Origin of the sequence: Nitrogeniibacter mangrovi (assembly GCF_010983895.1) — a bacterium.
GTDB lineage: Bacteria > Pseudomonadota > Gammaproteobacteria > Burkholderiales > Rhodocyclaceae > Nitrogeniibacter > Nitrogeniibacter mangrovi.
Genome location: NZ_CP048836.1, coordinates 1,007,743 through 1,031,348, shown reverse-complemented (window position 1 = coordinate 1,031,348; position 23,606 = coordinate 1,007,743). Strand labels below are relative to the sequence as shown.

Sequence of the window (23,606 nt, the reverse complement as noted above, 5' to 3'; positions counted from 1 at the left end):
TTACGGCGTCACGCGCGTGGTACTGCCGTCCTGAACCAGACGCACCCGCTGGCCGGGCACGAAGGTCTCGCCGTTGTATTGCTGCACGATGGCCATGTGGGAGCCGTTGTCGAGCTTGACGGTGATCTCGATGCCCTGTGAGCGGGTCAGGCCTTCCTCCGCGGCCGCACCGGCGATGCCGCCGGCCACGGCACCGATCACAGCCCCGACGGCCGAACCCTTGCCGCTCCCCACGCTGCTGCCGGCGATGCCGCCCACCGCGCCACCCGCCACGGTACCGATGTTGCTCTTGGTTCCCTCGAGCTTGACCAGCCGGGTCGATTCCACAGTGGCGTAGCGCACCACCATCGCCCGCCGCGCCTCGTCGCGCGAGTAGGTGTCGCCGGTCAGGTTGCTCGCGCAGCCCGCCAGGCCCAGCACCGCCACCGCGCACAGCGTCGCGGCACGAAACGTCACAGACGACCGATGTTTCACCATGCTTGCTCTCCAAATGCCGCCGCATATCGTGCGGCGATCTCGTCCCGGGTCGCCCCGTGGTTCTGGCCACCACGATGGGCGATCTTGATGCTGCCCATCACCGAGGCCAGGCGCCCGGTGCGTTCCCAATCCATGCCGTTGGCGATGCCGTAGAGCAGCCCGCCACGGAAGGCATCGCCACATCCGGTCGGATCGACCACCGCATCTGCCTGAACGCACGGGATGTCGATCCGCTGACCGTCCACGTAGATCTGCGAACCCTGCGCGCCGCGCGTGACCACCAGCGCTTCCACCTCGGTGGCGAGCGACTCGATGCTGCGCCCGGTCTTCTCGCACATCATTTGCGCCTCGTAATCGTTCAGCGCGCAGTAGCTGGCCATCTCCAGGCAGGCCTGCAATTCCTCGCCGGAGAACATCGGCAATCCCTGCCCGGGATCGAACACGAACGGGATGCCCGCCTGCACGAACTGCTGCGCATGCCCGAGCATGCCGTCGCGACCGTCCGGCGCCACGATGCCCAGCGCGATGTCCGTTGCCTCTGAGACGTCGTTGAGGTGGGAATGGTTCATCGCGCCGGGATGGAAGGCGGTGATCTGGTTGTCGTCCAGATCGGTGGTGATGAAGGCCTGGGCGGTGAAGGTGCCTTCGACCTGGCGCACATGGTCGCGGCGCAGGCCGAGCGCGTCGAGGCGCTGAAGATACGGCCCCGAGTCGTCACCGACGGTCGCCATGATGCGCGCATCGGCGCCGAGCAGCTTCAGGTTGTAGGCGATGTTGCCGGCGCAGCCGCCGAACTCGCGCCGCATGTCGGGCACCAGGAAGGCGACGTTGAGGATGTGGATCTGTTCGGGAAGGATGTGTTCCTTGAACCGGTCGTTGAACACCATGATGGTGTCGTAGGCGACCGAGCCGCAGACGAGGATGGACATGGACGGAGCCTTGAAGCGGGACAAACGCCCATTATAACGATCAGCGCCCCGCGATCGCCTACGCCGTCTGCTGGCTCTCCAGCACCGAACGCGCCTCGTGCTGGGCGACCACCGCGTCCATGACGCGCACGAGGTTCTGGGCGATGACGCGCCAGTCGGCGTCGAGCACGCTCTCACGGGCGCGCCGGCGCATGGCGGCGAAAGCCTCGGGCGTGGTGGCGGCGGCCTCCATGGCGGCCTGCACGAAACCAGCGTCATCCCCCAGCGGCACCCGCCAGCCGTTGATGCCGGGTTCGATGCGCTCGGCGACGGCGGCATAATCGAAGCCGACCACCGGCAGCCCACTGGCCAGCGCCTCGGTGGCGACGTTGCCGAAGGTCTCGGTCACGCTCGGGAACAGGAACAGGTCCGCCGAGGCGTAGTGTGCCGCCAGGTCCTCGCCGGTGCGCATGCCGGCGTGAATGTGCGCGGGATGGCGCGCCTGGAGCGCCGCGCGCGACGGCCCGTCGCCCACGAACAGCAAGCGGGCGTCGGGATGCCGGCGCGCCATGGCCTCGAAGGCGCGAATGGCCAGATCGAGATTCTTCTCCGGCGCCACGCGCCCGACCACGGCAACCACCAAGGTGTCCGGACCCACGCCCCAGCGGGCGCGCAGGGCCGCGTTGCGACGCTCCGGCGAGAACAGGGCCGTGTCGACGCCCCGGGCGACCACGTCCACCCGGCGCACGCCCTTCTTCGACAACTCGTCGGCGAGCGCCCGGGTGGGCACGAGACACACCTCGCCCTTGTTGTGGAAGCGGCGCAGATAGGCCTCCACCGGCTGTTTGAGCCAGCCCACCCCGTAGTAGCGGCTGTAGCTGTGGAAGTTGGTGTGAAACTCGGTGATCGCTGGAATGCGCAGCTTGCGCGCCGCGCCCAGCGCCGACCACCCCAGCGGCCCTTCAGTGACGATCTGCACCACGTCCGGGCGCTGCACCGACCACAGCCGGTTGAGCACGCTGCGCGCCGGCAGGCCCATCTTGAGATGGTTGTACTTGGGGATGGGGATACCACGCGCCAGCACCTCTTCGAAACGGGCGTCGCGCACCGGCGTATCGCCGGCTCCCTGGCGCGGGCGCACCAGCGTAACCACATGACCGAGCTCCAGCAGGCCGTGCACCAGGCGCCCGGTGGTCATCGCGACGCCGTTGACCTCGGGCGGATAGGTTTCGGTGACCACCGCCACACGAAGCTGCCGCCTCGCCGGAGCGAAGTGTTCGAGGGAGAGAGGAGTCTGGTTCATCGCGCCGCATGCTGCCCCGCCGAGGCGACATGGGCGTGACCACCATGTGACGAATCGGTGACACGCCCGATCGGTCACGGCGGGCCGACGTCGTCACCTCAGCGTCACGCGGATGTCACGGCACCGCAATCTGCCCTTCCTAGAGTGCAGGCACACAACGAACGAGGACAGCCCCATGCTCGAAAAACGCCTGGACCGCGGTGCACGCCAACGCCGCAACCTCCATGTCGGCCTGGCGACCTGCGAGACCGAGATCCTGGAAGCCCAGAAGCTGCGCTACCGGGTGTTCGCCGAGGAACTGGGTGCGAAACTGTCTTCGCGCACGCCCGGCGTCGATCGCGACATCTACGATCCGTTCTGCGATCACCTGATCGTCCGCGACGAGGACCAGGGCCGGATCGTCGGCACCTACCGCATTCTCTCCCCCGAGTCGTCCCGCCGCGTCGGCGGCTACTATTCGGAGAACGAGTTCGACCTGACCCGCCTGCAGCACCTGCGCAGCCGCCTGGTCGAGATCGGCCGCTCCTGCATCGACGCCGAGTACCGCTCCGGCGCGGTCATCACGCTGCTGTGGTCGGGGCTGGCGCGCTACATGATGGAACGCGGCTACGACTATCTGGTCGGCTGCGCCTCGATCAGCATGGCGGACGGCGGGCACCTGGCGGCCAGTCTGTATAATCAGCTCAAGGACAAGCACATGGCGCCGCTCGAATACCGCGTGTTCCCGCGTACGGCGCTGCCGCTGGACAAGCTCAACGGCGAGCTGCCGGCCGAAGCGCCGCCGCTCATCAAGGGCTACCTGCGCGCTGGCGCGTGGATCTGTGGCGAGCCGGCCTGGGACCCGGACTTCAACACCGCCGATCTGCCGATCCTGATGCCGATGACCCGGGTCGACGGCAAGTACGCCAAACACTTCATGGGACGAAAAGCCTGAAACCCGAACAGCCCAGCCGGCGCGCCACACGCCTGTGGCGCTACACCCGCCTCGCCCTGCACCTGGTGCGGGGCGTGCTCACGTCGGCCACCGTCTTCCCCTTCCTCGGCATTGCGACGCGGGGCCGCATCCGCCAGCGCTGGTCGCGCACGCTGCTGCGCATCCTCGGCATCGAGCTGCACATCTCGGGCGCGGCACTGATCGAGCGCGGCCTGCTGGTGGCCAACCATGTGTCGTGGGTGGACATCTTCGTGATCAACGCCCTCACCCCGGCCGCCTTCGTGTCCAAGGCCGACGTGCGTGAATGGCCGGTCATCGGCTGGCTGTCGGCGGTCAACGAGACCGTGTTCCTGCGTCGCGGCAGCCGTGGCCACGCCCGCGTGATCAACGACGAGATCGCCGAATGCATGGCCAACGGTCGCCATGTGGCCCTGTTTCCGGAAGGCACCACCACCGACGGCAGCCATGTGCTGCACTTTCATGCCGCCCTGCTGCAGCCGGCCATCCTCACCGGCCACCCGATCCAGCCCGTCGCCCTGCGCTATCGCACGCCGGAGGGCGGCTTCACCCGTGCCGCCGCCTACGACGGCGACGTGAGCCTCGGGCAGTGCATCGCCAGCATCGTGGGCAGCCGGCGGATCGTCGTGCATCTGGATGTGTTGCCGGCCATCGACACCGGCACCGCCCATCGCCGCGAGATCGCCCGGGCAGCCCATGCAGCCATCACCGACCGGGTGGCGCCCGAGCAGACACCCGCCGAAGCGCTCGCCGCCTAGGCCGCCTTTTCCACCGAATCGACCTGGAAGATCCGCGCATCTTCCAGCCGATAGGCGGTCAGGCGCCCACCCCACAGGCAGCCGGTATCGAGGCTCACCACAGCCTCGCCGCGATACAGCCCAAGCGCCGACCAATGCCCGGTGATCACCGTATGCGTCCGGTGACGGCGCCCGGGCACCTCGAACCAGGGCATGGCGCCTGCAGGCGCATTCGACGGCGGCCCCTTGTGCTTGAACTCCATGGTGCCGTCCGGCGTGCAGAAGCGCATGCGGGTCATGGCATTGACGATGCAGCGCAGCCGATCCTGACCTTCCAGCGCCGCCGACCAGCTCGCCGGCGTATTTCCCGCCAGATCGGCCAGGAACGCATCGCGCCGGTCGCTGCCCAGCATGGATTCGACCTCGGCTGCCAGCGCGCGCGCCTCGCCGATCTCCCATTGGGGCAACAGCCCGGCGTGGACCATCGCGAAGCCATCATCCACATGCATGAGCGACTGATGCGCCAGCCATTCGAGCAGCGCGTCGGCATCGGGCGCATCGAGCACCGGCTGGAGCGTGTCGTCCTTGCCGCGCTTGCGCCAACCCGCCGCCACCATGAGCAGATACAGGTCGTGGTTACCCAGCACGACGCGGGCACCGTCGCCCAGTTCGCGGAAGAAACGCAGCACCTGCAACGACTTGGGGCCACGATTGACCAGATCGCCCACGCTCCAGAGCACATCCTCGCGCGGATCGAAGCCCAGCTTCGCCAGCAGCGCCTGCAGCGAATCGAAACAGCCCTGGATGTCACCGATTGCGTAGCGCGCCACAACAACCCTCAGGAGACGCGTTTGACCGCCGCGCTGTCGTGAACGGGGGGTAACTCGGGCTTGATGATTGCCGGTGTGTACTCCGGCACCCAGCGGCGTAGTTCCGCTCTGACGTGCTCGTCGGACACAGGGCCCCGCTGATCCAGCCACGTCGTAATGGCGGCTAGGAAACTGGCATCCACCGGACGCGAACGCGCGATTCTGAGTTTGGGGTGCGGGGTCTCCCGAGTCGCCTCGGTGTCAGCGAGCAACTCCTCGTAGAGCTTTTCACCCGGGCGCAAACCCGTGAACTCGATCCGGATCTGTTCCTCGGTGTATCCACACAAGCGAATCATGTTGCGCGCCAGATCCACGATCTTCACTGCCTCGCCCATGTCCAACACAAACACCTCCCCCCCTCGCCCCATGCTGGCCGCCTGAAGCACCAGTTGCGCCGCTTCCGGAATCGACATGAAAAAGCGATTTATGTCGGGATGCGTGACCGTCACCGGGCCACCGCGCGCGATTTGCTCCTGAAACTTCGGAATCACACTACCGGTGCTGCCTAGCACGTTGCCGAAACGCACCATCTCGAACTGGGTCTGCCCCCCTGAGAGTGCAGCGCCTCGCAAACCATCTCGGCAAGCCGCTTGGTTGCGCCCATCACGTTAGTCGGATTCACCGCCTTATCGGTGGAGACAAGCACGAATCGTTCTGCACCGAACGTCTGGGCCGTACGGCCCACCACTAGCGTGCCCAGCACGTTGTTGCGAACAGCCTGCCAAGCGTTATCCACCTCCATTAGGGGCACATGCTTGTAGGCGGCGGCATGAAAGACCAGTTCGGGGCGCCATGTCTCGAAGAGTTCCGACACCCGTCGTTCGTCCTTTACGTCTCCGACCAAGGGCACGATCTCGACATCGCCGCTGGTACCCTCCAGGCTCTGCTCGATACTGTAGAGAACGAACTCGCTGGCTTCGAACAGCAGGAGACGCGCCGGCTCGAAACGCAGTAACTGCCTGCAAAGTTCACTGCCGATGGAGCCGCCAGCCCCGGTAACCAGCACCGTCTTGCCCGAGACCATGGCACTGACATGTTCGGACTGAATGGACACCGGCTCGCGCCCGAGCAAATCTTCAATGGCGACCGGACGCATGGCGTTGATGGCCACTTTTCCGCTCATGAGTTCGTCCAGTCCGGGCACGGTGAACGTGTGGGCGCCCGCCCTGACAGCCAGGTCCGCTGCGCGGGACAGCGCGTCGACCGCGGCGGAAGGCATGGCCAGGATCACGTGAGCCGCCTTGGATTCCTCAAGCACTTCAGGCAGATCCGCAATGCTGCCGGCGACCGGGCAGCCGTAGAGTTCGAGACCGCGCTTGGCGGGATCATCATCCACAAGAGCAACAACACGCCAGTCGGGACTGCGCTCCAGTTCCCGAACAAGCATGGCGCCGCCGGTTCCGGCCCCCACGACGACCACCGGCTTGCCGGACGACAGGAGCCCTCCGTACAGACGATGCTCTTTCCACATCCTCCATGCGGCACGACCGCCCCCCATGATGACGATCAGGAGCATCGGGTAGAGAATGGCCATCGATCGCGGGATGTTTGGCAGCGTTCTGTCGAGCGCCAGCAGAACGAGAACCGCAATCCACGACAGTCCGACAGCCTTGAGCACGCGCTTCAGATCGGGGAGGCTGGCGAACACCCACATTCCCCGATACAGCCCCGCCCACCGGCAGGCCAGAGCATGCACGATCAGTAATACGACCAGTCCGACTGAGAACTTCAACTCGTATCCACGTGGCCACTCGAAATTGAAGCGAAGCAAAAACCCGAGCATCCATGCGGCGGCTGCCGTCAGCAGATCGAACAGGACGACAAGGAGGGATCGGGTCAGCATGGTCAGTCGGCGGGCTGAGATGTCATCGAGGCTGGCATTATATCGCTATGGCGCCACCCCTTCTGCATTTCTCAGGATCTGTTGCCATGACCGCCCCTCCCTTCTCTTAGCCCGCCAAGCAGGCTCGGATGGGACAACGCGAACCGCCTCAATGAAGCAGCACAAGCGTTCAGTCAGCGTATCTGCACAAACGGAGCGTCAAGTCATGGATCAGTGCTGGACGCCGTCTCGGGTGATCACTTTGAGAAAGGTCAGCCACAGAACTTTCAAATCGAAGAAGAAGGATTGCCGATGGAGATACTCCGTATCGAGGACCACTTTCTTCGGGGTCGGTAGATCGTCTCGCCCGTTCACTTGTGCCCAGCCAGTCAATCCGGGAACGAGCCGGTGCACGTCGTTTTCAGTCCGCAAGGCAATCAGATCCGCCTGATTGAACAGCGCCGGACGCGGCCCGACAAAACTCATATCACCCTTGACGATGCTCCACAGCTGCGGCAACTCGTCGAGACTGGACTTTCTCAGGAACGACCCGATCGGCGTGAGCCACTGATCGGGACGGTCGAGAAGGTGGGTCGCGACCGCAGGCGTATCAATCCTCATGCTGCGGAATTTCGGCATCCTGAAGATGCGGTTGTCCCGTCCGACGCGATCGCTCCAGTAGAGTGCCGGGCCTGGCGACGTCAACCGCACCAGAAGCGCAATAACGAGAATGGGCAGCGCAAATACCATGGACACAACGATGGCGAGAATGACGTCGAAAAAGCGCTTCATTCCCAACCCTTCTCGACGGTTTTGCGCAAGGCCTGATCGACGGAGACCACGGGCGCCCAGCCAAGTTGTTGTCGCGTCGATTCGATGTCTACCTGCAATGAACCCGCGAGGCGCTGATACACTTCGCGCCTCCCCAGCCATGATGCTCCCCACTTGAGCAGGACACGGGGAACCCGGATCAGTCGCGCAGGCCTGTTCATGGCTTTGCCGATGCGCTCAAGTAGATCTGCAACGGACAGATCTTCCCCATCGCTGACCAGGAAGGTCTGATTGGCGGCATGGGGATTGCACAGGCAAGTAGCGATGAGATCCACCAGATTATCCAGCGCCACAAGACTGCGACGATTGGCCGTCATGGCACCGAGCGGAAGCGGTACGCCACGACGCACCCATCGAATCAGCGATCCGAAGTTGGCGCGAACCCCCGGGCCGTAGACGAGCGGAGGGCGAATGATCACCCATTCCATGCCGGATCGGGCGCAAATCTCTCGCAGCGTCTGCTCGGCTTCGAGTTTTGAAATCCCGTACGGGTCCGTGGGGGCAGGTGTATCCGCAGCCGTAAATGGGCAGCCCGGTTCAGTTGCTTCACCGTTGACCTTGATACTGCTGACATAAACGAATCGCCGGACGCCGAGGGCGACAGCCTGCTCTGCCAACCGGCGGGTACCTTCCACATTGACGCGGCGAAACTCGGCCAGTGGGTCAGCGCTGTCATCATTCATTACGTGAACACGGGCGGCCAGATGCACGACCTGACTGACATTTTCCAGCGCCTCGGCCCAGTCCGTTTCACCCGACATGTTCCCGACATCGACCGTGTCGAGGCCCAATAATGTCGCTGATTGCCTGACAGCGCCGCGAACGCTCACACCTTCGGCCCTCAACTTGCGACACAACGCCGAGCCGACGAATCCACTGGCGCCTGTTACCAGGGTCACCATGGAATCAATGCGCCTTTCGCCAGACGACCCGGTTGACGTAATCGGTGTAACTCTCGACAACGCGCAAGACCTGTTTCGAGACCGCCGCGTTCTCATAATCGTCCACGGTTCGGGTTGCATGCGCTTCCGGGTCGAACTGCGCAAGCGTGATTCGCACTGCGTCCAGCACCCGGTCACGCTTGAGACCCGCCATGATCAGCGTACCGGCGTCCATGCCTTCCGGGCGCTCATGCGCATTCCGTATCGTGATGGACGGCAGATTGAGGAGCGAGGTTTCTTCCGTGATGGTTCCACTATCGGAAATCACGCACAGCGACTCCATCTGCAAACGGATGTAATCGCAGAAGCCGAAGGGCTTCATGAATTCGATGCGGGCGTCCGGCGTGAAACCGGTCAGCGCATCGAGCCGCTTTCGCGTGCGCGGGTGGGTCGATACGATGACCGGAACATCATAGGTTTCGGCCAGAGCGTTGAGCGTATCCATGAGGTCGCCGAGGCTGTTCTGGCTATCAACGTTTTCCTCGCGATGGGCACTGACCAGGAAATAACCACGGGGCTTCAGGCCCATCCGATCTATCACAACGGAAGACCGGATCTTCGGCATGTAATGGTCAAGGACCTCGCGCATGTGGGACCCCGTCTTGATGATGGTTTCAGGACGGATACCCTCCGCGATCAGGTAGCGCCGAGCATGCTCGGTCAAGACCATATTGATATCGCTCAGATGGTCGAGGACTTTGCGGTTCAGTTCCTCCGGCACCCGCTGATCGAAGCACCGATTCCCGGCTTCCATGTGAAAGACCGGGATTTTCCGTCGCTTGGCCGCGATGACCGCAAGACACGAATTGGTGTCTCCATAGAGCATGACGGCGTCGGGCTTTTCACGCTCAAGGACTTCATCGGAACGCTCGATGACACGCGCGATCGTCTGTGCGGCGTTCTCACCGACCGCCTCGAGAAAATGGTCCGGCTTTCGGATGTCCAGATCTTCGAAGAACACCTGGTGTAATTCGTAGTCGAAATTCTGCCCGGTGTGCACGAGCACATGATGCGTGTAGCGATCGAACTCGGCGATGACGCGGCTCATCTTGATCAGCTCGGGCCGCGTACCGACGATGGTCATGACCTTAAGCACCGAGTTCTTCCTTGATGTAGTCGAGTGACATCAGCAGTGCCTTGACCTGCTCCACCGTGAGCCGCTGTGTGTTGTGGGACGTGTAATCGTCCAGGGTCGAGATGTCCGTTTCACCTTCGCTGAAGTACTTCGCGTAATTCAGATCGCGATTGTCCGCCGGAATCCGGTAGTAGCCGCCCATGTCGATCGCATGAGCCATCTCTTCCCGGGAAATAAGCGACTCGTAGAGTTTCTCCCCGTGGCGCGTCCCGATGACGCGGGTCTCCGAATCGCCCTTGCCGAACAACTCCTTGAGCGCCTGAGCCAGATCGCCCACCGTCGATGCCGGCGCCTTCTGGACGAAGATGTCTCCTTGCTGACCGTGCTCGAATGCGTAGAGCACCAGATCGACCGAGTCCTCCAGCGACATGAGAAACCGTGTCATGTTGGGGTCGGTCACCGTCAGGGACTTCCCTTCCTTGAGCTGATTTACGAACAGCGGAATCACGGACCCACGCGATGCCATCACGTTTCCGTACCGGGTGGCGCAGAAAACGGCCTTCCCCGGCTGCTGCAGACGCGCTTTTGCCACCATGACCTTTTCCGCCATGGCCTTGGAAATCCCCATGGCATTGATCGGATAGACCGCCTTGTCGGTCGACAACACCACGACCCGGTCCACACCCGCATTGTTTGCCGCACTGAGCACGTTCTCGGTCCCCATGACGTTGGTCCTCAACGCTTCCATGGGATAGAACTCGCACGACGGAACCTGCTTCAACGCCGCGGCGTGGAAAACGTAGTCCACCCCCTGCATCGCATCCGCAACGGATGAGTATTCGCGCACGTCCCCGATGTAGAACTTCAGCTTGGGATTGTTCAAGGCAATCCGCATGTCTTCCTGCTTCTTCTCATCACGGCTGAAGATTCGAATCTCCTTGACCGCCGTGTCGAGAAACCGCGTCAGAACCGCGTTACCGAACGACCCCGTTCCACCGGTGATCATCAGTGTCTTTCCGGAAAACATATACGTCCTCTTAGCTGAAATTCTTCATGCGCCGCACCAGCTCAGGCCAATCCGGCGCCACATATCCCGTTGCATCTCTGAAGCGATCGGCAATGAGCGAGCGGTCGAGAACGACCGAGTCGTCAGGTTCGATACTGATCGACTTGCCGTATTCTGTGGCGACCAGTTGCAACAGGTCGTGCTTGGCAATGGGGGCCGATGCCACGTGGAAGACACCGGACAATTCTGGGTGGGGAATCACGAAGTCCCTGACGATCCGCGAAATTTCGACCGTCGGAAGCCCCGAAAAAATAACGCGTCGGTACCCGTGTATACCATCCGTCTGGCGCAGAAACCATTCGACCAGACCATGATGACTCTCCAGTTCATGCCCGATGATCGACGTCCTGAGCGTCACCGCATGCGCATCCGACACCTCGCCGATGAATTTGGACTTCCCGTAGAGATCCTCGGCATCGGAGGGATCCGATTCACGGTACCCACCGGTTTTCCCGCTGAACACGCAGTCAGTACTGAAGTGCACCAGGCGAGCGCCCACGAGTGCGCAGTAGCGCGACAACCGGTGAGGCAGCATCGCATTGATCGGGAGCGCGAGCAAAGGGTCTTTCGCCGCCGCATATTGCTTGACCAGGCCGATGCAATTGACGACCAGTTGCGGTTTCACACGCTCGAACACGCCCAACAGCCCATCCGCCGTCTCGACATCGACGCCGGTGACGATGCGTGCCGCCATCTCTTCGTCGAAGTGACGCATCGCGCCCGCCGATCTCACCGTCCCCCAAGCCTCTAGCCCCGAGTCCCCGAAGAGCGTCCTATACATGGCATTGCCCAACATGCCCGACACGCCAAGCACCAGAATTCTCATGGTGAAGAGTTCCTCCGTTTCACCGTCAAAGCATCCAACCGGGAGACCAGTGTGTCCGCCAAGCCATCGAGTTCGAAATGCCTTTGTGCGAATTGCCGCCCATTTTCCCCCATTTCGCGTCGCTCAGCCTCTTCCAATCCAAAGATTTGAATGACGCGGTCCGCAAGAGCCCTGCAGTCACCGGCAGGTGCGGTGACACCGGCACTGGCTGCCTCGACAAGCCGTGCCCCCTCGCCGTTGAGAGCGGCAATGATCGGCTTTCCGGCCGCAAGATAACCCTGCACCTTGCTCGGAATGGTCAATGCAAAAATCGGCTCATCACGAAGGCTAACCAGAAGCACCGACGCCGCCTCATAAATGGCCGGCATCGTCTCAGGTGGAAAGCGTCCGGGAAGCGATACGTTGGAGAGCCCTCTGCGCTCGATCTCCTCGGCAAGCCAGTCCGACAAGCTGCCGCTACCGACCAGAAAAAACCGCGCCTCATGCCCCTCTTTAGCCAGATATTCCGCGGCGCCCAGGATGGTTTCCAAGGATTGCGCAGCCCCCAGATTACCGGCGAAAACCACTGAACGGCACCCTGCGATCCCAGCGAGCAGCACCTGGATCGGCTCGGAAAGCGGCTCGGAACAGGGCTCGCTGCGGGCAACGGCATTGGGGTAGAACTCGATCGGCATTCCGGGTGGCGCAAGCTTCTCGATCGGCTTGCGAAAGCCCTCCGAGGGGATGAGGGCCAGATCCGTGTGTCGATAGATGAAACGAACCACCGAACCGACCCACCCAAGCACACGTGCATTGCGGACAAAGCCTGTCGCCGACAGACTCTCAGGCCAGAGATCCTGGACCCAGAGCACCATGGGCGCCCGCTTGAGCCACGCGATGAAGATGGCCGGAATCGCCTGGAGCAACGGAGACGGAGCATAGACGAAGACAACATCGAAGCGGTGCCGACGCAACAACCAAGGACCGAAGACGAGCGCACTGGCGACAAAGGCAAGGTAGTTGACGGCAAGCCTCAAACCCGATTTCTTCCCCCGTGGCGCGACCGGAACACGAAGCACTGGAATCCCATCCATCAGTTCCCGGGAGGTTTGCCAGGCGGAATAGCCATCGAAAACCGAGCCGCTCGGATAGTTTGGCTGCCCAGTCAGCACCGTCACCTCCACGCCGCGTTCCTGCAGCGACTTCACAAGCCCCGTGATGCCGAAATTCTCCGGCCAGAAATACTGAGACAGGACCAGCACCCTCATCGCGTCGACGCCTCCGCAGCGGTCTTGTACGTCGAACCGGCCCGCAGTCGGGCGACGAGCAATCCCCAGAGAAAGAAAGTGATTATGCCGGGGTAGGGCTGTCGCATCCCAACCTTCAACATGTTTTCAATGAACAACAAATAGCCTAGCGAAAGCACGAGCCCGAGCGTCTCGGGCTGAGAGAGCAACCTTGCCCTTGCACGGTAGATGTTGCGCACGCTCCAGCCCAGCAAACCGAGTATGGGCAGGAGCGCAAGGATGCCGAAGTTGTAGGCGGTATCGAGCCAGTAGTTGTGCGCACTGGGGTGTTCGTCACGCGGGGGGGAGATGCGTGACCAATCAGAAACGTCCGGGGGGATTCCACGACCCCGTCGTAGAAGAACCGCCATTGCACCCTCCGCTGCTCGAGCCCCGACGGCAGCCCGGCACCTTGCGCGTCCGACATCGTTGAATACTTGGACTGCCAGGACTGCTGGTCGACCACCGTATCGGTGTTCGCCCCGGACACCCAGCTCAGCCACGCCACCACCACGCTGACCAGCAAGAAGAAAAGGGCCGCCGAGGCGAGACCTGATCGAACATGCGAACGAGTTCGCGACAGATGGACAGCAAAAACACCACAGATTGCCATGATCCATCCGGCGACCGCCACCAATGACTGAGCCCAGATCAGGAAGACGGAGGACACCACGAGAAGCCCCCGGCCGCGATTCGGTCGATGCCCCCCCCCTTCCAGAATGGAACCGATATTGCGATCACCAATGCCGAAACAACCATCGGAAAGTATTGAAGGTGTTGATAGATGCTGAACAGGAACACCTTCGGGCTAAGCAAGGTGTAACCCTCAAGGATGCTGGCCATCAACTGGGCTGGCAACACCAGTAGCAGCGTGGCACATGCCCCCCACAGGAACAGCCGGCCGCCACGGGGGGTAACACCGACCATTTCGCCCAGCACCAGAGCAAACATCGGCATCAGGAACTGTGCAAGAAGGAGCAGCTTCGCCCCCTCCTGACTGGCACTCCCCTGAGCCGAGATCAGGGAAGTCATCACGAACAGGAGGGCAGAAAAGAACAGGGTGGTGAGCGTTCGGGATGCCTGCCAGTAATTGCCCAGCATGGCAATACCGACGAACAGGGCCAGCATCGAAAGCGGCAACGGAAGTTTCTGTATGCTCCCCTGCGCATTGAAGACAAAGGCGGGATCCCTGAACAAACCACCCTCCAGCTGGAAGAACACGGGGGCGACGAGCAACAGGCAAATGGTCAGCACAAAGCCCTCCCTGTCCTGACGTTGCTCGGGATGCTGGCACTTGGCGCCAAACAGGAACGCGAGATTGAGAAGCGCACTCAACAGATACAGCGCACCCAGACACTCTGCCCCGCACACGTGGTAGACAAACGGGACGCTGGTCGCGATCAGCACATTGGCGAGCAAATCCGGACCGAATACGTTCCGACCTCTCTCGTGGAGTATCCGGGTGCGCCACAATGTCGCCAGGGTCATCAGACCACCACCAACGATGGACAGCCCGGTGGCAACCCAGAACGTCGGGGAGAGCCCCGAATCGGAAATGACGACGGGGAACAGCACGGAAACGCCGGCCACCACACCGCCTGCCGCCATCATGCCCAGCGGCGCCAGGGCGAATACAGAGGGCAGACGGCCATGACCGTAGCGCCGAATCAAGGTCGGGGCGAGCGCCTGACCGAATATGGTGGGGATCAGACTACCGATGGCAAACGCCGTAAACAGGCTTCCTGCCGTAGCTTTCCCAGCCAGTAGCGTCACGGAAAGTCGAAAAATGAAAACACTTGCGCCGATGATGCCCGAAGAACCGAAATGCGGGAGCAAGGCACGTAGGCCCATCTGTTGGCCGCCGAGCTTGAATCCCCCCCCCGGACTGCGATCAGCGGAACAAGCGCCCAGGGCAGGGCGCTCATGGTCAGTTCGAGATCGAAAAACAAAGTACCAATGAGACAGGCGAGCAAGGAACAGCTCTCCGCCACGACCGTGAGCGAGGCAGCACGAACGTTTCCGACGACCTCGTGCCGGGCCAACGCGATTTCGCCGATCCATTCACTGGCGCGCCGCGCGATGAGCACCAGCGACAGGATCGTTGCCGTACCACCGATGGAAACGCTGAGGAAATAGGTCGCCGCGGCCAGTGGCACCATGAGCGCCAGCCGCGTCAGGATCAACGATGATGCCACCCCCTGGGCGCCGGCATCGGACGCCGCAAGCACGACATTCCTGCCATTGGCCGAAAAAGCGAAGAACAGCGCCAGAGACGCTGCCTGCACAAGACCGATATCGGCCGCCGCTTCGGAGCGTCCTGCCAGGCCAAAGGCCAGCAGCAAAGCGGTCATTGAAAATGAGTTGAACAGGACTGCCAGCGGAAACAGCAGGTAAATTTTATGTCTCATGCCGCCGTTCAAGTGTTCGATGAGCAGCACTTCGTGAAGCCGACCTTCCGCCATCCAGGCAAGAGCAAACCCGGTCCGCTGCATGAAGAATGACACCGTTCAGGACAAGCGCACCGAACAGCAGATACGACTGCCCGGGCACGTAGCCGAAACTTGCGTAGCGGAACGCAATCACCTGAGCGAACAGCGAGCAAAGCACCCAGTTCCCCCCGCAATACCGGAAGGCAAGCACCTCAAGTAGTGCCGCCAGCCAGGCGGCCATCACCAGGCCTGCAAAGAGAAATGCCAGCGTGCCAGGGTAATAGAGGAACGCGATGAGACCCGGCAGGGAAACAAAGTGATTGCGGGTGCGATCGATCCCCGGATCCACATAAGGAGAAACGATGAGCTTCGAATCATAGAGACTCGGCGTCCCGGGCTGGAAGCGCTCCCGCCAGGCCTCGCGCCACAGATCCCAGCCTTGCGCGTCTGAAGAGACAACAGCCATCAGGCCTTCGATGCCGACCCAGCGATCGATGAACAGCGGCGTCGTCAAGCTTTGCGTCACGGTCGTCGTTTGCGAGTCGAGCCCTGCCTCACCCGGATTGAACTTGGCGATCCTCAGGTAATTGACCGCGAGCACAGACACCATAAAGAAGACACAGAACACGGCTGAGGCTGCCGCGATGCGCCAGACGCCAAGCGGCAGGCCACGGGCCAGCATGGTTCGCAAGCCGCCCAGGCCATGGGCCATGCCATTGAGCACCATGCCTCGACTCAACATCGCGGTGTTCGTCATAAACCCCTCGATGACCGGCGCCAGGATGGCCACGGCGGAAAGTCGTTCTTCCAGTTCGAGCTCGAATCGCACGACCAGTGCGACAAAAGAAGCGAGGCCGAACTGCAATGCCCAGGTGAAAACACCGTTCAGACCGAAAGGCAATCTGGTTTCGGAGACCATCCCGCGCTGATAGACCCCAAGCCAGATGTTCGTGATGGAAATGACTGCGACGACGCCGAACAGGGCCGCCAGCACCCACCAGCGATATCGGCGGTAGAAGAGAAACAACCCGGCGCGATCGCAGGCAGGTGGTTGATCCGGATAACTGAAAACGCGCTCGCGCAAAAAACTGGCGGCCAGAAGCGCACAAAAGGCGAGCGTCGCGACCTGCATGACGCCATCGAACGATGCCGGTGAACCGTCGAAGGCACCGACAGGCTCACTGAACGCCCCACCCGCGAGCACCAGACGCAAGGACATCTTCAACCAGAATCCCAGCCAGAGGAAAATGCCGATGAACGCGTCGAAATAAAGCGCCCGACGCCGAAAACCGGCAAACAACAACCCGTTGGCCGCGACCGAAAACGCGAGGTACTCCAGCCATCGGCCCGGGTAATGTGGTGCTGCCAGAAAATAAAGGCACGAGACTGCGAAGAGGGAAAAGACGTAGATCGCCCGAATCATGAATAAACCGCTTAAGCAAAAGCTTCAGATCAGCGCGGAAGGAGAACCTGTGCCGCGAGGGTAAGGACACGCCTCGCCTGAGACTGCCACAAATATTCCGCACGGATTATACGCTGCAGTTTGACTCCAGCTTCACGCGATTGCTCGGGAGCCTCAAGCAGCTGGAGCAGACCGGCCGCCAGCGCATCCTCAGATACCGGCGTCATGACGCCTGCACCAGCTCTCGCGAGCGATTCGAGACCACAGGTGTCCGTGAAGACAGAGGGTCGCGCGCAGATCCCCGCTTCGAGAACAACGATGGACATCGCTTCACGGCGTGAAGGAATGGCCAGTATTTCGGCGGTGTGGAGGGCTGCCAGCTTGTCATCCCCACCCACGTAGCCCGCAAAATGAACCCGATCAGCAAGCCCAAGCGCGTTTGCGCGGGCCTCCAGGTCTGTGCGCATGCCGCCATCGGGTCCTGCCAGGAGCAGGCGCACGTCCGGTAGCTGCTGCGCCAGTTGCGAGAACGCTTCGAGCAACAGATCGGGCCCCTTGATGGGATTCAGGCGCCCGAGAAAGAGAACCACCCGCGCATCGCCAAGCCCGTGTTCCGTGCGGAAGCGCTCGACAGCGAGTGCCGTGTCATTGAGCACGTACTGATCCGGATCGATGCCGTTCGGGATCACTGCCACACGCTCGGCAGCCACGCCACGGTCCACAAAATCGGCAATTTCGGCTTCGGTAACGGCAATACATGCAGCCGCTTCACGGGCCACGGCACTGCCGACAAGCTTCGCGTAGATCCACTTCAGCAGCGTCGACCGCCCGAACGGCTTGAGCGCGCCGGCAGGGCAGAACAGGTAAGGCGTCCCGTTGCGTCGGCATGCCCGGAAGAAAAGCGCGTTCAGTAGCGTCCAGTGCCCGGACAGAAGGACAACATCCACCTCACGGACCAACTGCTTCAGCCGCCAGGGCATCAACCAGGGAACGAAATAACGCTCATTGATACACGGTATCGCCATGACATCGACGCCATATCGGCGAGCCAGATGCTCACCCGAGCCCAGATCGCCGATGTTCAGCCCGAGCACCGTGCACTCGGCCCCCTCCCGATTGAGAAATCGAGCCAGCTGCAGCGTGCGCTCCGCCGTACCGCCACCGGTCACAGGATCGAGCAGATGATTGACGAGCAGGATTTTCACGACGAGCCCCGCGTACTCGAGTCACTACCGAAATTGTTGGCAAACGCGACCAATGCGCTTTCGAAGCTCACGGGGCTCACGAAGCCCCAAGAGCGGATTCTGTCTGATCGATAGACGCAGTTGGGATCGAGTTCGCTGCGGCCACGCGAGCGCAGCAGCAAGCGAAGCGCCCACGGAGGGATCGGCAGAGGCGCCACGGACCGCCCGCCTGCGCCCAGCCCCTTTGCCAGCATCCGCTCCACGTCCTGGAAGTTGTTCAATTCGTCGTCGTCCTCGGCCACGTTGAAGACGTTCCCGGACAGCGGGCGAGCGCTGTCGCACAGAAACACCAGCGCCGCCACCACCGACTCGACTGGCACCAGATGCATCTTCCTGCGCCCGAACAACGAGGCCCGCAGATAATTGGTGACCGCGGAACCGTGCTGCAGACTCTGCGCCAACGTCACAAGGTTGCGCCCACCCGGGCCGAACACGGCGGCAGGCCGCAAGACCCCCACATCACACGCGCCGGCATCCGCCCCCAGGATCGCCTCTTCAATCGCCAGCTTCGTCCTGCCGTACTCATCCTGTGGTCGACATGGCGTCGATTCGTCGATCACCCCGCCCTCGGTCCTCCCGTAGACCGACACAGTGCTGCAATGAACCAGCCGGGTCGCCTGAAACTCGGCGCACGCCGCCACCATATTCCGCGCTGCGCTCACTGCATCTTCAGCGGAAAGGCTTGTCGGGTAGGCCAGGTTGATGACTGTGCAACCGGGCTTGAGCACCTCCAGCCAACATTGCGCCGAGGCCAGATCGCCCTCCACCCATCGCACATGATCTTCGCCAGGCGTCGGGGCTTTGCTCGTTCGACTGAGGGCAAGTACGGCGCGCCCCTTTGTCGCGTCGAGGAGATGCTTCCCGATGAAGCCGCTGGCGCCGGTCACAACGATGAGGGGGGATGTCATGCGCTCACCTAGCGTGCCAGCAGGGCAGCAATCTGTCGCCGCAGGATATCAAGAACCGAGGCAAGGTATGCGCGCACGGGATTTCCGCCGAGCATCCGTGCTGCGTATTGTCTCGCCCTGATTTCAGCGAGCGCGCTGTAGCGTGTCACTCCGCGCTCGGGCGGCTGTATGGTTGCCTTCGCCCGCACGGCGACGTGATGGACAATCCCCTTCCGGGTCCTCAGCGTCGAATGAAGCACATCTTCCGAGAACGCTTTCCCCGGGTAGGGAAAGAATGCGTCAAGCACGAGCTCGTCTCGATATGACACCGAGCACCCGCCCGGTAGCCACTCCGTGCTGACCAGAGCCTCATCGCACAGGCGTGGATCGACGCTCCCGCACCCGCCAATATCACTGAGCGCACCCATTCTGCGCTTGCCCCAGGGCAATCCGCGTATTAACGACTCGTAGACGTTGATCACGAACCCCTTGAATCCGGTGTCGATCGTTGACAACGGCGCGCCTGTCTCGACGTTGTACAACACGGGCCCGACGATATGCCCCGGCCCCAGCGCGGTCAGGGCGCTGAGCAAAGTGGCGACGGCATCGTGATCGAGCATGATGTCGTCGTCCAGCTGCATCACGAGCGACGATTCGACTTGCGCAAAACCGAACGCTCGCTGGGCGACCTGGCCACGAACGGGGGTCGGGACGATCCGGACATTGTCGAAGGGCAAACCCGCCACCCTGTGAGCCTCAGCCTCAGGTATGCACACGAGGATTTCATGCGGACGCACAGAACCTTGGTTTATCTGTTCGATGGTTCGGGAGATCTGTGCTCCGCCCAGAGTGGGAATCACGACGGAGAAGCGCACGGGCGCCGTATTGTCGGGTGTCTGCTTCTGTCGCGACATCAAACGTCTCCAAGCCGCCCGAGCGTGGGCGTCACGTCCGGGGATCGACCACTTCTCAGCATGTTCATCCAGCCGGGCAGCGCCGAATCCAGATGGAAGTAATGTTCACTGCGCGTGCGCGGGGCCTGCGCCGAAACGGCTTGCGTCAGCGCGCTAGCCAACTCCGCCGAGGTCGCAACCAGTGCCACGCCGTCCACGCCACGCAAGGCGTTTGCGTTCAAACCGCGACCACTGGCGACCTGTATGACCGGGCGTCCCGCACAGTAGGCATCGACCGCCGCGGAGGTAATTGCACTGCTGATCACAATATGACATTCCGGCAACAATGCCGACAACGAACGCTCATCGACAAGCACCTCGACGCCGGCATGGAGCGAATGCGCCGGCGCGTAGGGGAATGCGGGATGCGGCTTGAACACGACTCTGCTGCCGCGCGGGAAATTTTCCCCCACGCCGCTCAACAGCTCAAAGATCCTGTCGTTGGTCGAGGTGAGGAAATCGCCACAGACCAGCAGCGTGATCGTCGCCATCCCGGTTGGCAGAGGCATCCTGCCGTGCTCCAGATACATGAAACGAAGCGCCTCGACAGGAACGAGCTTTTCCTTGGGCACGCCTGCGTCGACCATCATGCGCATGGCGACCGGTCCATTCAATGCGTACTGATCCGGCAACGGACGTCGGCTGGCGTCCGCCTCGACGTACGTCCTCGGGTCGTGGAAGTACCTCAGATCCCAGTATCGGATGGTCGAATGCGGGACGGCAATCAGCGTGCCGTGTCCCCGGGAACGCCACGCGTGGATCAAGGCGTGCTCCCACGGCTGATTCTCGCAAAGATAGAGCCCCACCTCCTGTCTAGGCAGTCGGGCGAACTCGGATTCGAAGCCACCGAGCCGAAGGCACTCCATCAGGGCATTGGGGCCACGCACCGACTCCTGCCATTCGTCCTCATGGAACGGCCACAGCGCCAGGACAGAGCCCTCCGGCCTGACGGCCTTCAATGCCGGCAGGGAGGCCTTCGCAGCACGCCCGATCCTGAAAAAATCGCTCAACGCCCTGGCGACGGTTGCGATGCCGGGCATTCCATCGACCATCTGGTGCCACTGGCGTCCGTCCGACGCTGCCGTGAAGCGCCGCGCGAGTTCGACAGCCCGCCTGAACTTGGCTACTGCGGGCTGCGGATGAAAGATGTGAAACCAGTTCGCTCGAATGCCCTCCTCGTCCAGGCGCCGGACGAGCGGCCCCCAGTAATTCGATGCAAACCGGCCGGATTCCAGGGACGATCGGTCGAGGTGGATCAGGACGTCGAACACCGACATCGTCCCCGGGGGCCGGGCATTGGACGCGGTAGGACGCGCCGAGGACAGCCGGGACACACAGAACCGCATCAGTGAGATGATGGCCCGCAGTGTCGGTGGAAGACGCCGGTACAGCGCCCCCAGGGTCGGAGATGCGACGTCGCCCGCATCGCGGCGGCGCCAATCGAAGCTGTAGCCGTGCTGGCGACAGTAGGCCGACAGGCATTCGGCCAATCGAAGATTCTCTGATTCAAGCCGGATCGAGCGCACGTCCCGGTCATCGAGATACCGTTCGAAAGCGAGCATCTTGATGGCATCCGGAACGAGCGAGACGGCAGAGATGCTGAATTTCTGGGCGGGCGCAGCCAGCCACCAGTAGCTGAGTCCGGGCCGGAGGGTGAATCGCTCGGCAACACTCTGTCCGCCGGCCATTGCCGTCCCCAAGGCGTATATCCACGCCAGGTAACGTGCACGAAGGTCGTCAGCACCGGCCTCGACCAGCCTGGGCAGGGAGACCACGTTCGCATCGGGAAGCGGCGTGGCGTCGAAAGCACGCCACAAGGCCGTGACGTCGAACCCGCCAACAGGGTCGCCCTCGACATCCCACACCAGCACGGCACCGGAGCCGGACTCCGGTGCCCTGCAGCTCTGGTCAGCCATCGAGCCCCTGCATCAGACGCTCGACCTTCTTGAGGTCTTCGGCCGTATCGACGGCGTGCGTGTCGTGGCACGTTGGCGCCATGCGAACCTTCATGCCGTGTTCGAGCACACGCATCATGTCGACGGACTCGGCAATTTCCAGGGGCGTCGGTGCAAGCGTGTTGTACTCGAGCAGGAAATCACGTCGGAACGGAATGATGCACACCTGCTTGTGCATCGGAATTTGGTCCACCTTGCAGCGCGTCGGAATCGGTTCCCGGGAGAAAAAGATGGCATTCTGGGCCAGGTCGCACACGACCTTAATGCAGTTCCGATCCTCGAACTCTTCAGTGCTCTTGATGTTGCCGAGCAGATTGACCACCTGAACCGAAGCATCGTCAATCAGCGGCTGGACCGCTTCGGCGATCATGTCCGGATGGGTCATCGGCTCGTCTCCCTGCACCATGACGACGATGTCGTAGCGGGTATTACGTGCCTGCTCGAGTTTGATCAGGGCCTCGGCACAACGGTCGGAGGCACGCTCATGCGAAGAACTCGTCATGACCGCGACGCCGCCGATGGACTCGACGTAATCGTAGATTTCCTGGTCGCAGGTCGCCACCGCCGTCAGCGCCAGCATGGGCGATTGCTTCACCCGGTCGAACACGTGGCCGATCATCGGCTTACCGAGGATCGGCGCCATCGGCTTTCCGGGGAAACGGCTGCTGCCCATCCGGGCCGGTATGAGAGCGAGAATGTTCATGTCTGTGTGCTTTCTGGTTCGTTGGAATTCGATGCTTCAGGCAAGCTTCGCCTGGCGGGCCCATTCGACGAAGCGCGCGAGCCCGACATCCAGTGACGTGAACGCGGTCATCCCGAGCACGTTCTTCATGGCCGACACATCGGCGTAGATACCGCTCTGGTCGCCCGGCGTCGCGCCCTGGACGAAATGCGAAGCCCCCGGCACATGGGTGCAGATCCGCTCGACCAGCTCTCCGACGGTCGTCCTGACGCCCGTGCCCACGTTCAGCGTCTGCCCGAGTGCGCGGGCCTGGGTGGCGGATCGAAACCACGCTTCGACGACATCATCGATGTAGATGATGTCCCGGAATCGCTCAAGGCTGCCCTTGACCTCGATCTCGCCCTTCTCCAGTGCCTGGGCAAGGAAGATGCTCACCATGCCCTGACGCAGATTACTCAGATCCTGGCCCGGGCCATAGACGTTGAACATTCGGAGGATCACGGACGGCAGCTTCGTACGGTAGACCCGCAGGTACGCTTCGGAAGCATGCTTGCCGACGCCGTAACATGACAGTGGCTGACAGGGGCGCGATTCACTGATTGCGGCGTCCTCGACGGCGCCATAGACCGACATCGAACTGGCGTAGAGCAGACGCTCCACTGAGTACTCAAGACCATACTGAATGAGGTTGAGCGTCGAGACCGTGTTCTTTTCCAGGTCCGCGACCGGGTCATCAAAGCTGATTTCGCCCGAGGACTGCCCCGCGAGATGGAGAATCCGGCGGCAATCGCGCGGCAAGCGCTGCATGGTCGATCTGCTCGCCAGATCGCCTTCGATGAAATCAACGCCCCCCGGCACGTTCTCGGGCTTACCGGTCGAAAAGTCGTCCACACCGACGACGGCGTAGCCTTCGTCCATAAAGCGGCGCGCAACATGCGACCCGATGAATCCCCCAACACCGGTAATCAGGACTCGCTCCATC

At 62.2% G+C, this 23,606-nt stretch carries 22 protein-coding genes and 1 pseudogene; 2 read left to right on the top strand and 21 right to left on the bottom strand.

The features are described from left to right. Genes G3580_RS04750 through G3580_RS04740 form a run of 3 tightly spaced genes read right to left on the bottom strand, consistent with a single transcriptional unit; the run spans nucleotide 1 to nucleotide 2,688 of the window. Nucleotides 1–477 carry an outer membrane lipoprotein gene (locus tag G3580_RS04750; protein ID WP_173764175.1) on the bottom strand — a complete coding sequence of 159 codons (477 nt, stop codon included), beginning with the start codon at nucleotides 475–477 and terminating at the stop codon, nucleotides 1–3. Continuing rightward, a complete protein-coding gene (locus G3580_RS04745; protein ID WP_173764174.1) occupies nucleotides 471–1,406 on the bottom strand; it encodes a carbohydrate kinase family protein in 936 nt (311 codons plus the stop codon). Before G3580_RS04745 ends, G3580_RS04750 begins: the two co-directional genes overlap by 7 nt. 58 nt (nucleotides 1,407–1,464) lie before the next feature. Further along, complete coding sequence (locus G3580_RS04740; RefSeq protein WP_173764173.1) at nucleotides 1,465–2,688, bottom strand: glycosyltransferase family 4 protein; 1,224 nt, start codon at nucleotides 2,686–2,688, stop codon at nucleotides 1,465–1,467. Between the two features lie 175 nt (nucleotides 2,689–2,863). Between G3580_RS04740 and G3580_RS04735 the strand changes: the two genes are divergently transcribed. Together G3580_RS04735 and G3580_RS04730 are read left to right on the top strand one after the other, a co-directional pair. Next, complete coding sequence (locus tag G3580_RS04735; protein ID WP_173764172.1) at nucleotides 2,864–3,622, top strand: GNAT family N-acetyltransferase; 759 nt, start codon at nucleotides 2,864–2,866, stop codon at nucleotides 3,620–3,622. A 74-nt stretch (nucleotides 3,623–3,696) separates the two neighbouring features. Next, entirely contained in the window at nucleotides 3,697–4,398 is a 702-nt protein-coding gene (locus G3580_RS04730) for a lysophospholipid acyltransferase family protein (protein WP_228720769.1), read from the top strand. Here G3580_RS04730 and G3580_RS04725 read toward each other — a convergent pair. From G3580_RS04725 to G3580_RS04640, 18 genes and pseudogenes are all read right to left on the bottom strand, one after another. Next, a complete protein-coding gene (locus tag G3580_RS04725; protein WP_173764171.1) occupies nucleotides 4,395–5,207 on the bottom strand; it encodes a symmetrical bis(5'-nucleosyl)-tetraphosphatase in 813 nt (270 codons plus the stop codon). The two genes, G3580_RS04730 and G3580_RS04725, sit on opposite strands and share 4 nt — an antisense overlap. Nucleotides 5,208–5,215: 8 nt before the next feature. After that, nucleotides 5,216–6,900: pseudogene (locus G3580_RS04720) on the bottom strand (polysaccharide biosynthesis protein). Between the two features lie 399 nt (nucleotides 6,901–7,299). Continuing rightward, entirely contained in the window at nucleotides 7,300–7,860 is a 561-nt protein-coding gene (locus G3580_RS04715) for a sugar transferase (RefSeq protein WP_173764170.1), read from the bottom strand. Beyond that, nucleotides 7,857–8,801 (bottom strand): UDP-glucose 4-epimerase family protein, encoded by a 945-nt coding sequence (locus G3580_RS04710; RefSeq protein WP_173764169.1) that lies wholly within the window; start codon nucleotides 8,799–8,801, stop codon nucleotides 7,857–7,859. The genes G3580_RS04715 and G3580_RS04710 overlap by 4 nt, the downstream gene beginning before the upstream one ends. 4 nt (nucleotides 8,802–8,805) lie before the next feature. After that, entirely contained in the window at nucleotides 8,806–9,924 is a 1,119-nt protein-coding gene (gene wecB / locus G3580_RS04705) for a non-hydrolyzing UDP-N-acetylglucosamine 2-epimerase (protein ID WP_217424602.1), read from the bottom strand. Between the two features lie 4 nt (nucleotides 9,925–9,928). Further along, nucleotides 9,929–10,921, bottom strand: coding sequence for a polysaccharide biosynthesis protein (locus tag G3580_RS04700; protein ID WP_323847997.1), 993 nt, complete (start codon nucleotides 10,919–10,921; stop codon nucleotides 9,929–9,931). Between the two features lie 31 nt (nucleotides 10,922–10,952). After that, nucleotides 10,953–11,807, bottom strand: coding sequence for a dTDP-4-dehydrorhamnose reductase family protein (locus G3580_RS04695; protein ID WP_173764166.1), 855 nt, complete (start codon nucleotides 11,805–11,807; stop codon nucleotides 10,953–10,955). Next, complete coding sequence (locus tag G3580_RS04690; RefSeq protein ID WP_173764165.1) at nucleotides 11,804–13,054, bottom strand: glycosyltransferase family 4 protein; 1,251 nt, start codon at nucleotides 13,052–13,054, stop codon at nucleotides 11,804–11,806. Before G3580_RS04690 ends, G3580_RS04695 begins: the two co-directional genes overlap by 4 nt. After that, nucleotides 13,051–13,443 carry a hypothetical protein gene (locus tag G3580_RS04685; protein ID WP_173764164.1) on the bottom strand — a complete coding sequence of 131 codons (393 nt, stop codon included), beginning with the start codon at nucleotides 13,441–13,443 and terminating at the stop codon, nucleotides 13,051–13,053. Before G3580_RS04685 ends, G3580_RS04690 begins: the two co-directional genes overlap by 4 nt. Nucleotides 13,444–13,723: 280 nt before the next feature. After that, entirely contained in the window at nucleotides 13,724–14,923 is a 1,200-nt protein-coding gene (locus G3580_RS04680; RefSeq protein WP_217424601.1) for a hypothetical protein, read from the bottom strand. Beyond that, on the bottom strand, nucleotides 14,842–15,510 hold the full coding sequence (locus G3580_RS04675; protein ID WP_173764162.1) for a hypothetical protein: 669 nt from the start codon (nucleotides 15,508–15,510) through the stop codon (nucleotides 14,842–14,844). Before G3580_RS04675 ends, G3580_RS04680 begins: the two co-directional genes overlap by 82 nt. After that, complete coding sequence (locus G3580_RS04670) at nucleotides 15,470–16,924, bottom strand: hypothetical protein (RefSeq protein ID WP_173764161.1); 1,455 nt, start codon at nucleotides 16,922–16,924, stop codon at nucleotides 15,470–15,472. The genes G3580_RS04675 and G3580_RS04670 overlap by 41 nt, the downstream gene beginning before the upstream one ends. A gap of 29 nt (nucleotides 16,925–16,953) precedes the next feature. Next, nucleotides 16,954–18,108: a glycosyltransferase gene (locus tag G3580_RS04665; protein WP_173764160.1), complete on the bottom strand. Its 1,155-nt coding sequence runs from the start codon at nucleotides 18,106–18,108 to the stop codon at nucleotides 16,954–16,956. Next, nucleotides 18,105–19,055 carry an NAD-dependent epimerase/dehydratase family protein gene (locus G3580_RS04660; protein ID WP_173764159.1) on the bottom strand — a complete coding sequence of 317 codons (951 nt, stop codon included), beginning with the start codon at nucleotides 19,053–19,055 and terminating at the stop codon, nucleotides 18,105–18,107. The genes G3580_RS04665 and G3580_RS04660 overlap by 4 nt, the downstream gene beginning before the upstream one ends. Before the next feature lie 8 nt (nucleotides 19,056–19,063). Continuing rightward, nucleotides 19,064–19,948, bottom strand: a complete 885-nt coding sequence (locus tag G3580_RS04655) for a glycosyltransferase family 2 protein (RefSeq protein WP_173764158.1) — start codon at nucleotides 19,946–19,948, stop codon at nucleotides 19,064–19,066. After that, nucleotides 19,948–21,903: a TIGR04326 family surface carbohydrate biosynthesis protein gene (locus G3580_RS04650; protein WP_173764157.1), complete on the bottom strand. Its 1,956-nt coding sequence runs from the start codon at nucleotides 21,901–21,903 to the stop codon at nucleotides 19,948–19,950. Before G3580_RS04650 ends, G3580_RS04655 begins: the two co-directional genes overlap by 1 nt. Next, complete coding sequence (locus G3580_RS04645; protein ID WP_173764156.1) at nucleotides 21,896–22,645, bottom strand: 3-deoxy-manno-octulosonate cytidylyltransferase; 750 nt, start codon at nucleotides 22,643–22,645, stop codon at nucleotides 21,896–21,898. Before G3580_RS04645 ends, G3580_RS04650 begins: the two co-directional genes overlap by 8 nt. A gap of 36 nt (nucleotides 22,646–22,681) precedes the next feature. After that, complete coding sequence (locus G3580_RS04640) at nucleotides 22,682–23,605, bottom strand: NAD-dependent epimerase/dehydratase family protein (protein ID WP_173764155.1); 924 nt, start codon at nucleotides 23,603–23,605, stop codon at nucleotides 22,682–22,684. Nucleotide 23,606: the final 1 nt, after the last annotated feature.

Bases quoted from the DNA above. Each gene is read 5' to 3' on its own strand.
- G3580_RS04750 (WP_173764175.1), bottom strand. From the start codon at position 477: ATGGTGAAACATCGGTCGTCTGTGACGTTTCGTGCCGCGACGCTGTGC.
- G3580_RS04745 (WP_173764174.1), bottom strand. From the start codon at position 1,406: ATGTCCATCCTCGTCTGCGGCTCGGTCGCCTACGACACCATCATGGTG.
- G3580_RS04740 (WP_173764173.1), bottom strand. From the start codon at position 2,688: ATGAACCAGACTCCTCTCTCCCTCGAACACTTCGCTCCGGCGAGGCGG.
- G3580_RS04735 (WP_173764172.1), top strand. From the start codon at position 2,864: ATGCTCGAAAAACGCCTGGACCGCGGTGCACGCCAACGCCGCAACCTC.
- G3580_RS04715 (WP_173764170.1), bottom strand. From the start codon at position 7,860: ATGAAGCGCTTTTTCGACGTCATTCTCGCCATCGTTGTGTCCATGGTA.
- G3580_RS04710 (WP_173764169.1), bottom strand. From the start codon at position 8,801: ATGGTGACCCTGGTAACAGGCGCCAGTGGATTCGTCGGCTCGGCGTTG.
- wecB (WP_217424602.1), bottom strand. From the start codon at position 9,924: ATGACCATCGTCGGTACGCGGCCCGAGCTGATCAAGATGAGCCGCGTC.
- G3580_RS04700 (WP_323847997.1), bottom strand. From the start codon at position 10,921: ATGATCACCGGTGGAACGGGGTCGTTCGGTAACGCGGTTCTGACGCGG.
- G3580_RS04695 (WP_173764166.1), bottom strand. From the start codon at position 11,807: ATGAGAATTCTGGTGCTTGGCGTGTCGGGCATGTTGGGCAATGCCATG.
- G3580_RS04690 (WP_173764165.1), bottom strand. From the start codon at position 13,054: ATGAGGGTGCTGGTCCTGTCTCAGTATTTCTGGCCGGAGAATTTCGGC.
- G3580_RS04685 (WP_173764164.1), bottom strand. From the start codon at position 13,443: ATGGCGGTTCTTCTACGACGGGGTCGTGGAATCCCCCCGGACGTTTCT.
- G3580_RS04680 (WP_217424601.1), bottom strand. From the start codon at position 14,923: ATGGGCCTACGTGCCTTGCTCCCGCATTTCGGTTCTTCGGGCATCATC.
- G3580_RS04670 (WP_173764161.1), bottom strand. From the start codon at position 16,924: ATGATTCGGGCGATCTACGTCTTTTCCCTCTTCGCAGTCTCGTGCCTT.
- G3580_RS04660 (WP_173764159.1), bottom strand. From the start codon at position 19,055: ATGACATCCCCCCTCATCGTTGTGACCGGCGCCAGCGGCTTCATCGGG.
- G3580_RS04655 (WP_173764158.1), bottom strand. From the start codon at position 19,948: ATGTCGCGACAGAAGCAGACACCCGACAATACGGCGCCCGTGCGCTTC.
- G3580_RS04650 (WP_173764157.1), bottom strand. From the start codon at position 21,903: ATGGCTGACCAGAGCTGCAGGGCACCGGAGTCCGGCTCCGGTGCCGTG.
- G3580_RS04645 (WP_173764156.1), bottom strand. From the start codon at position 22,645: ATGAACATTCTCGCTCTCATACCGGCCCGGATGGGCAGCAGCCGTTTC.
- G3580_RS04640 (WP_173764155.1), bottom strand. From the start codon at position 23,605: ATGGAGCGAGTCCTGATTACCGGTGTTGGGGGATTCATCGGGTCGCAT.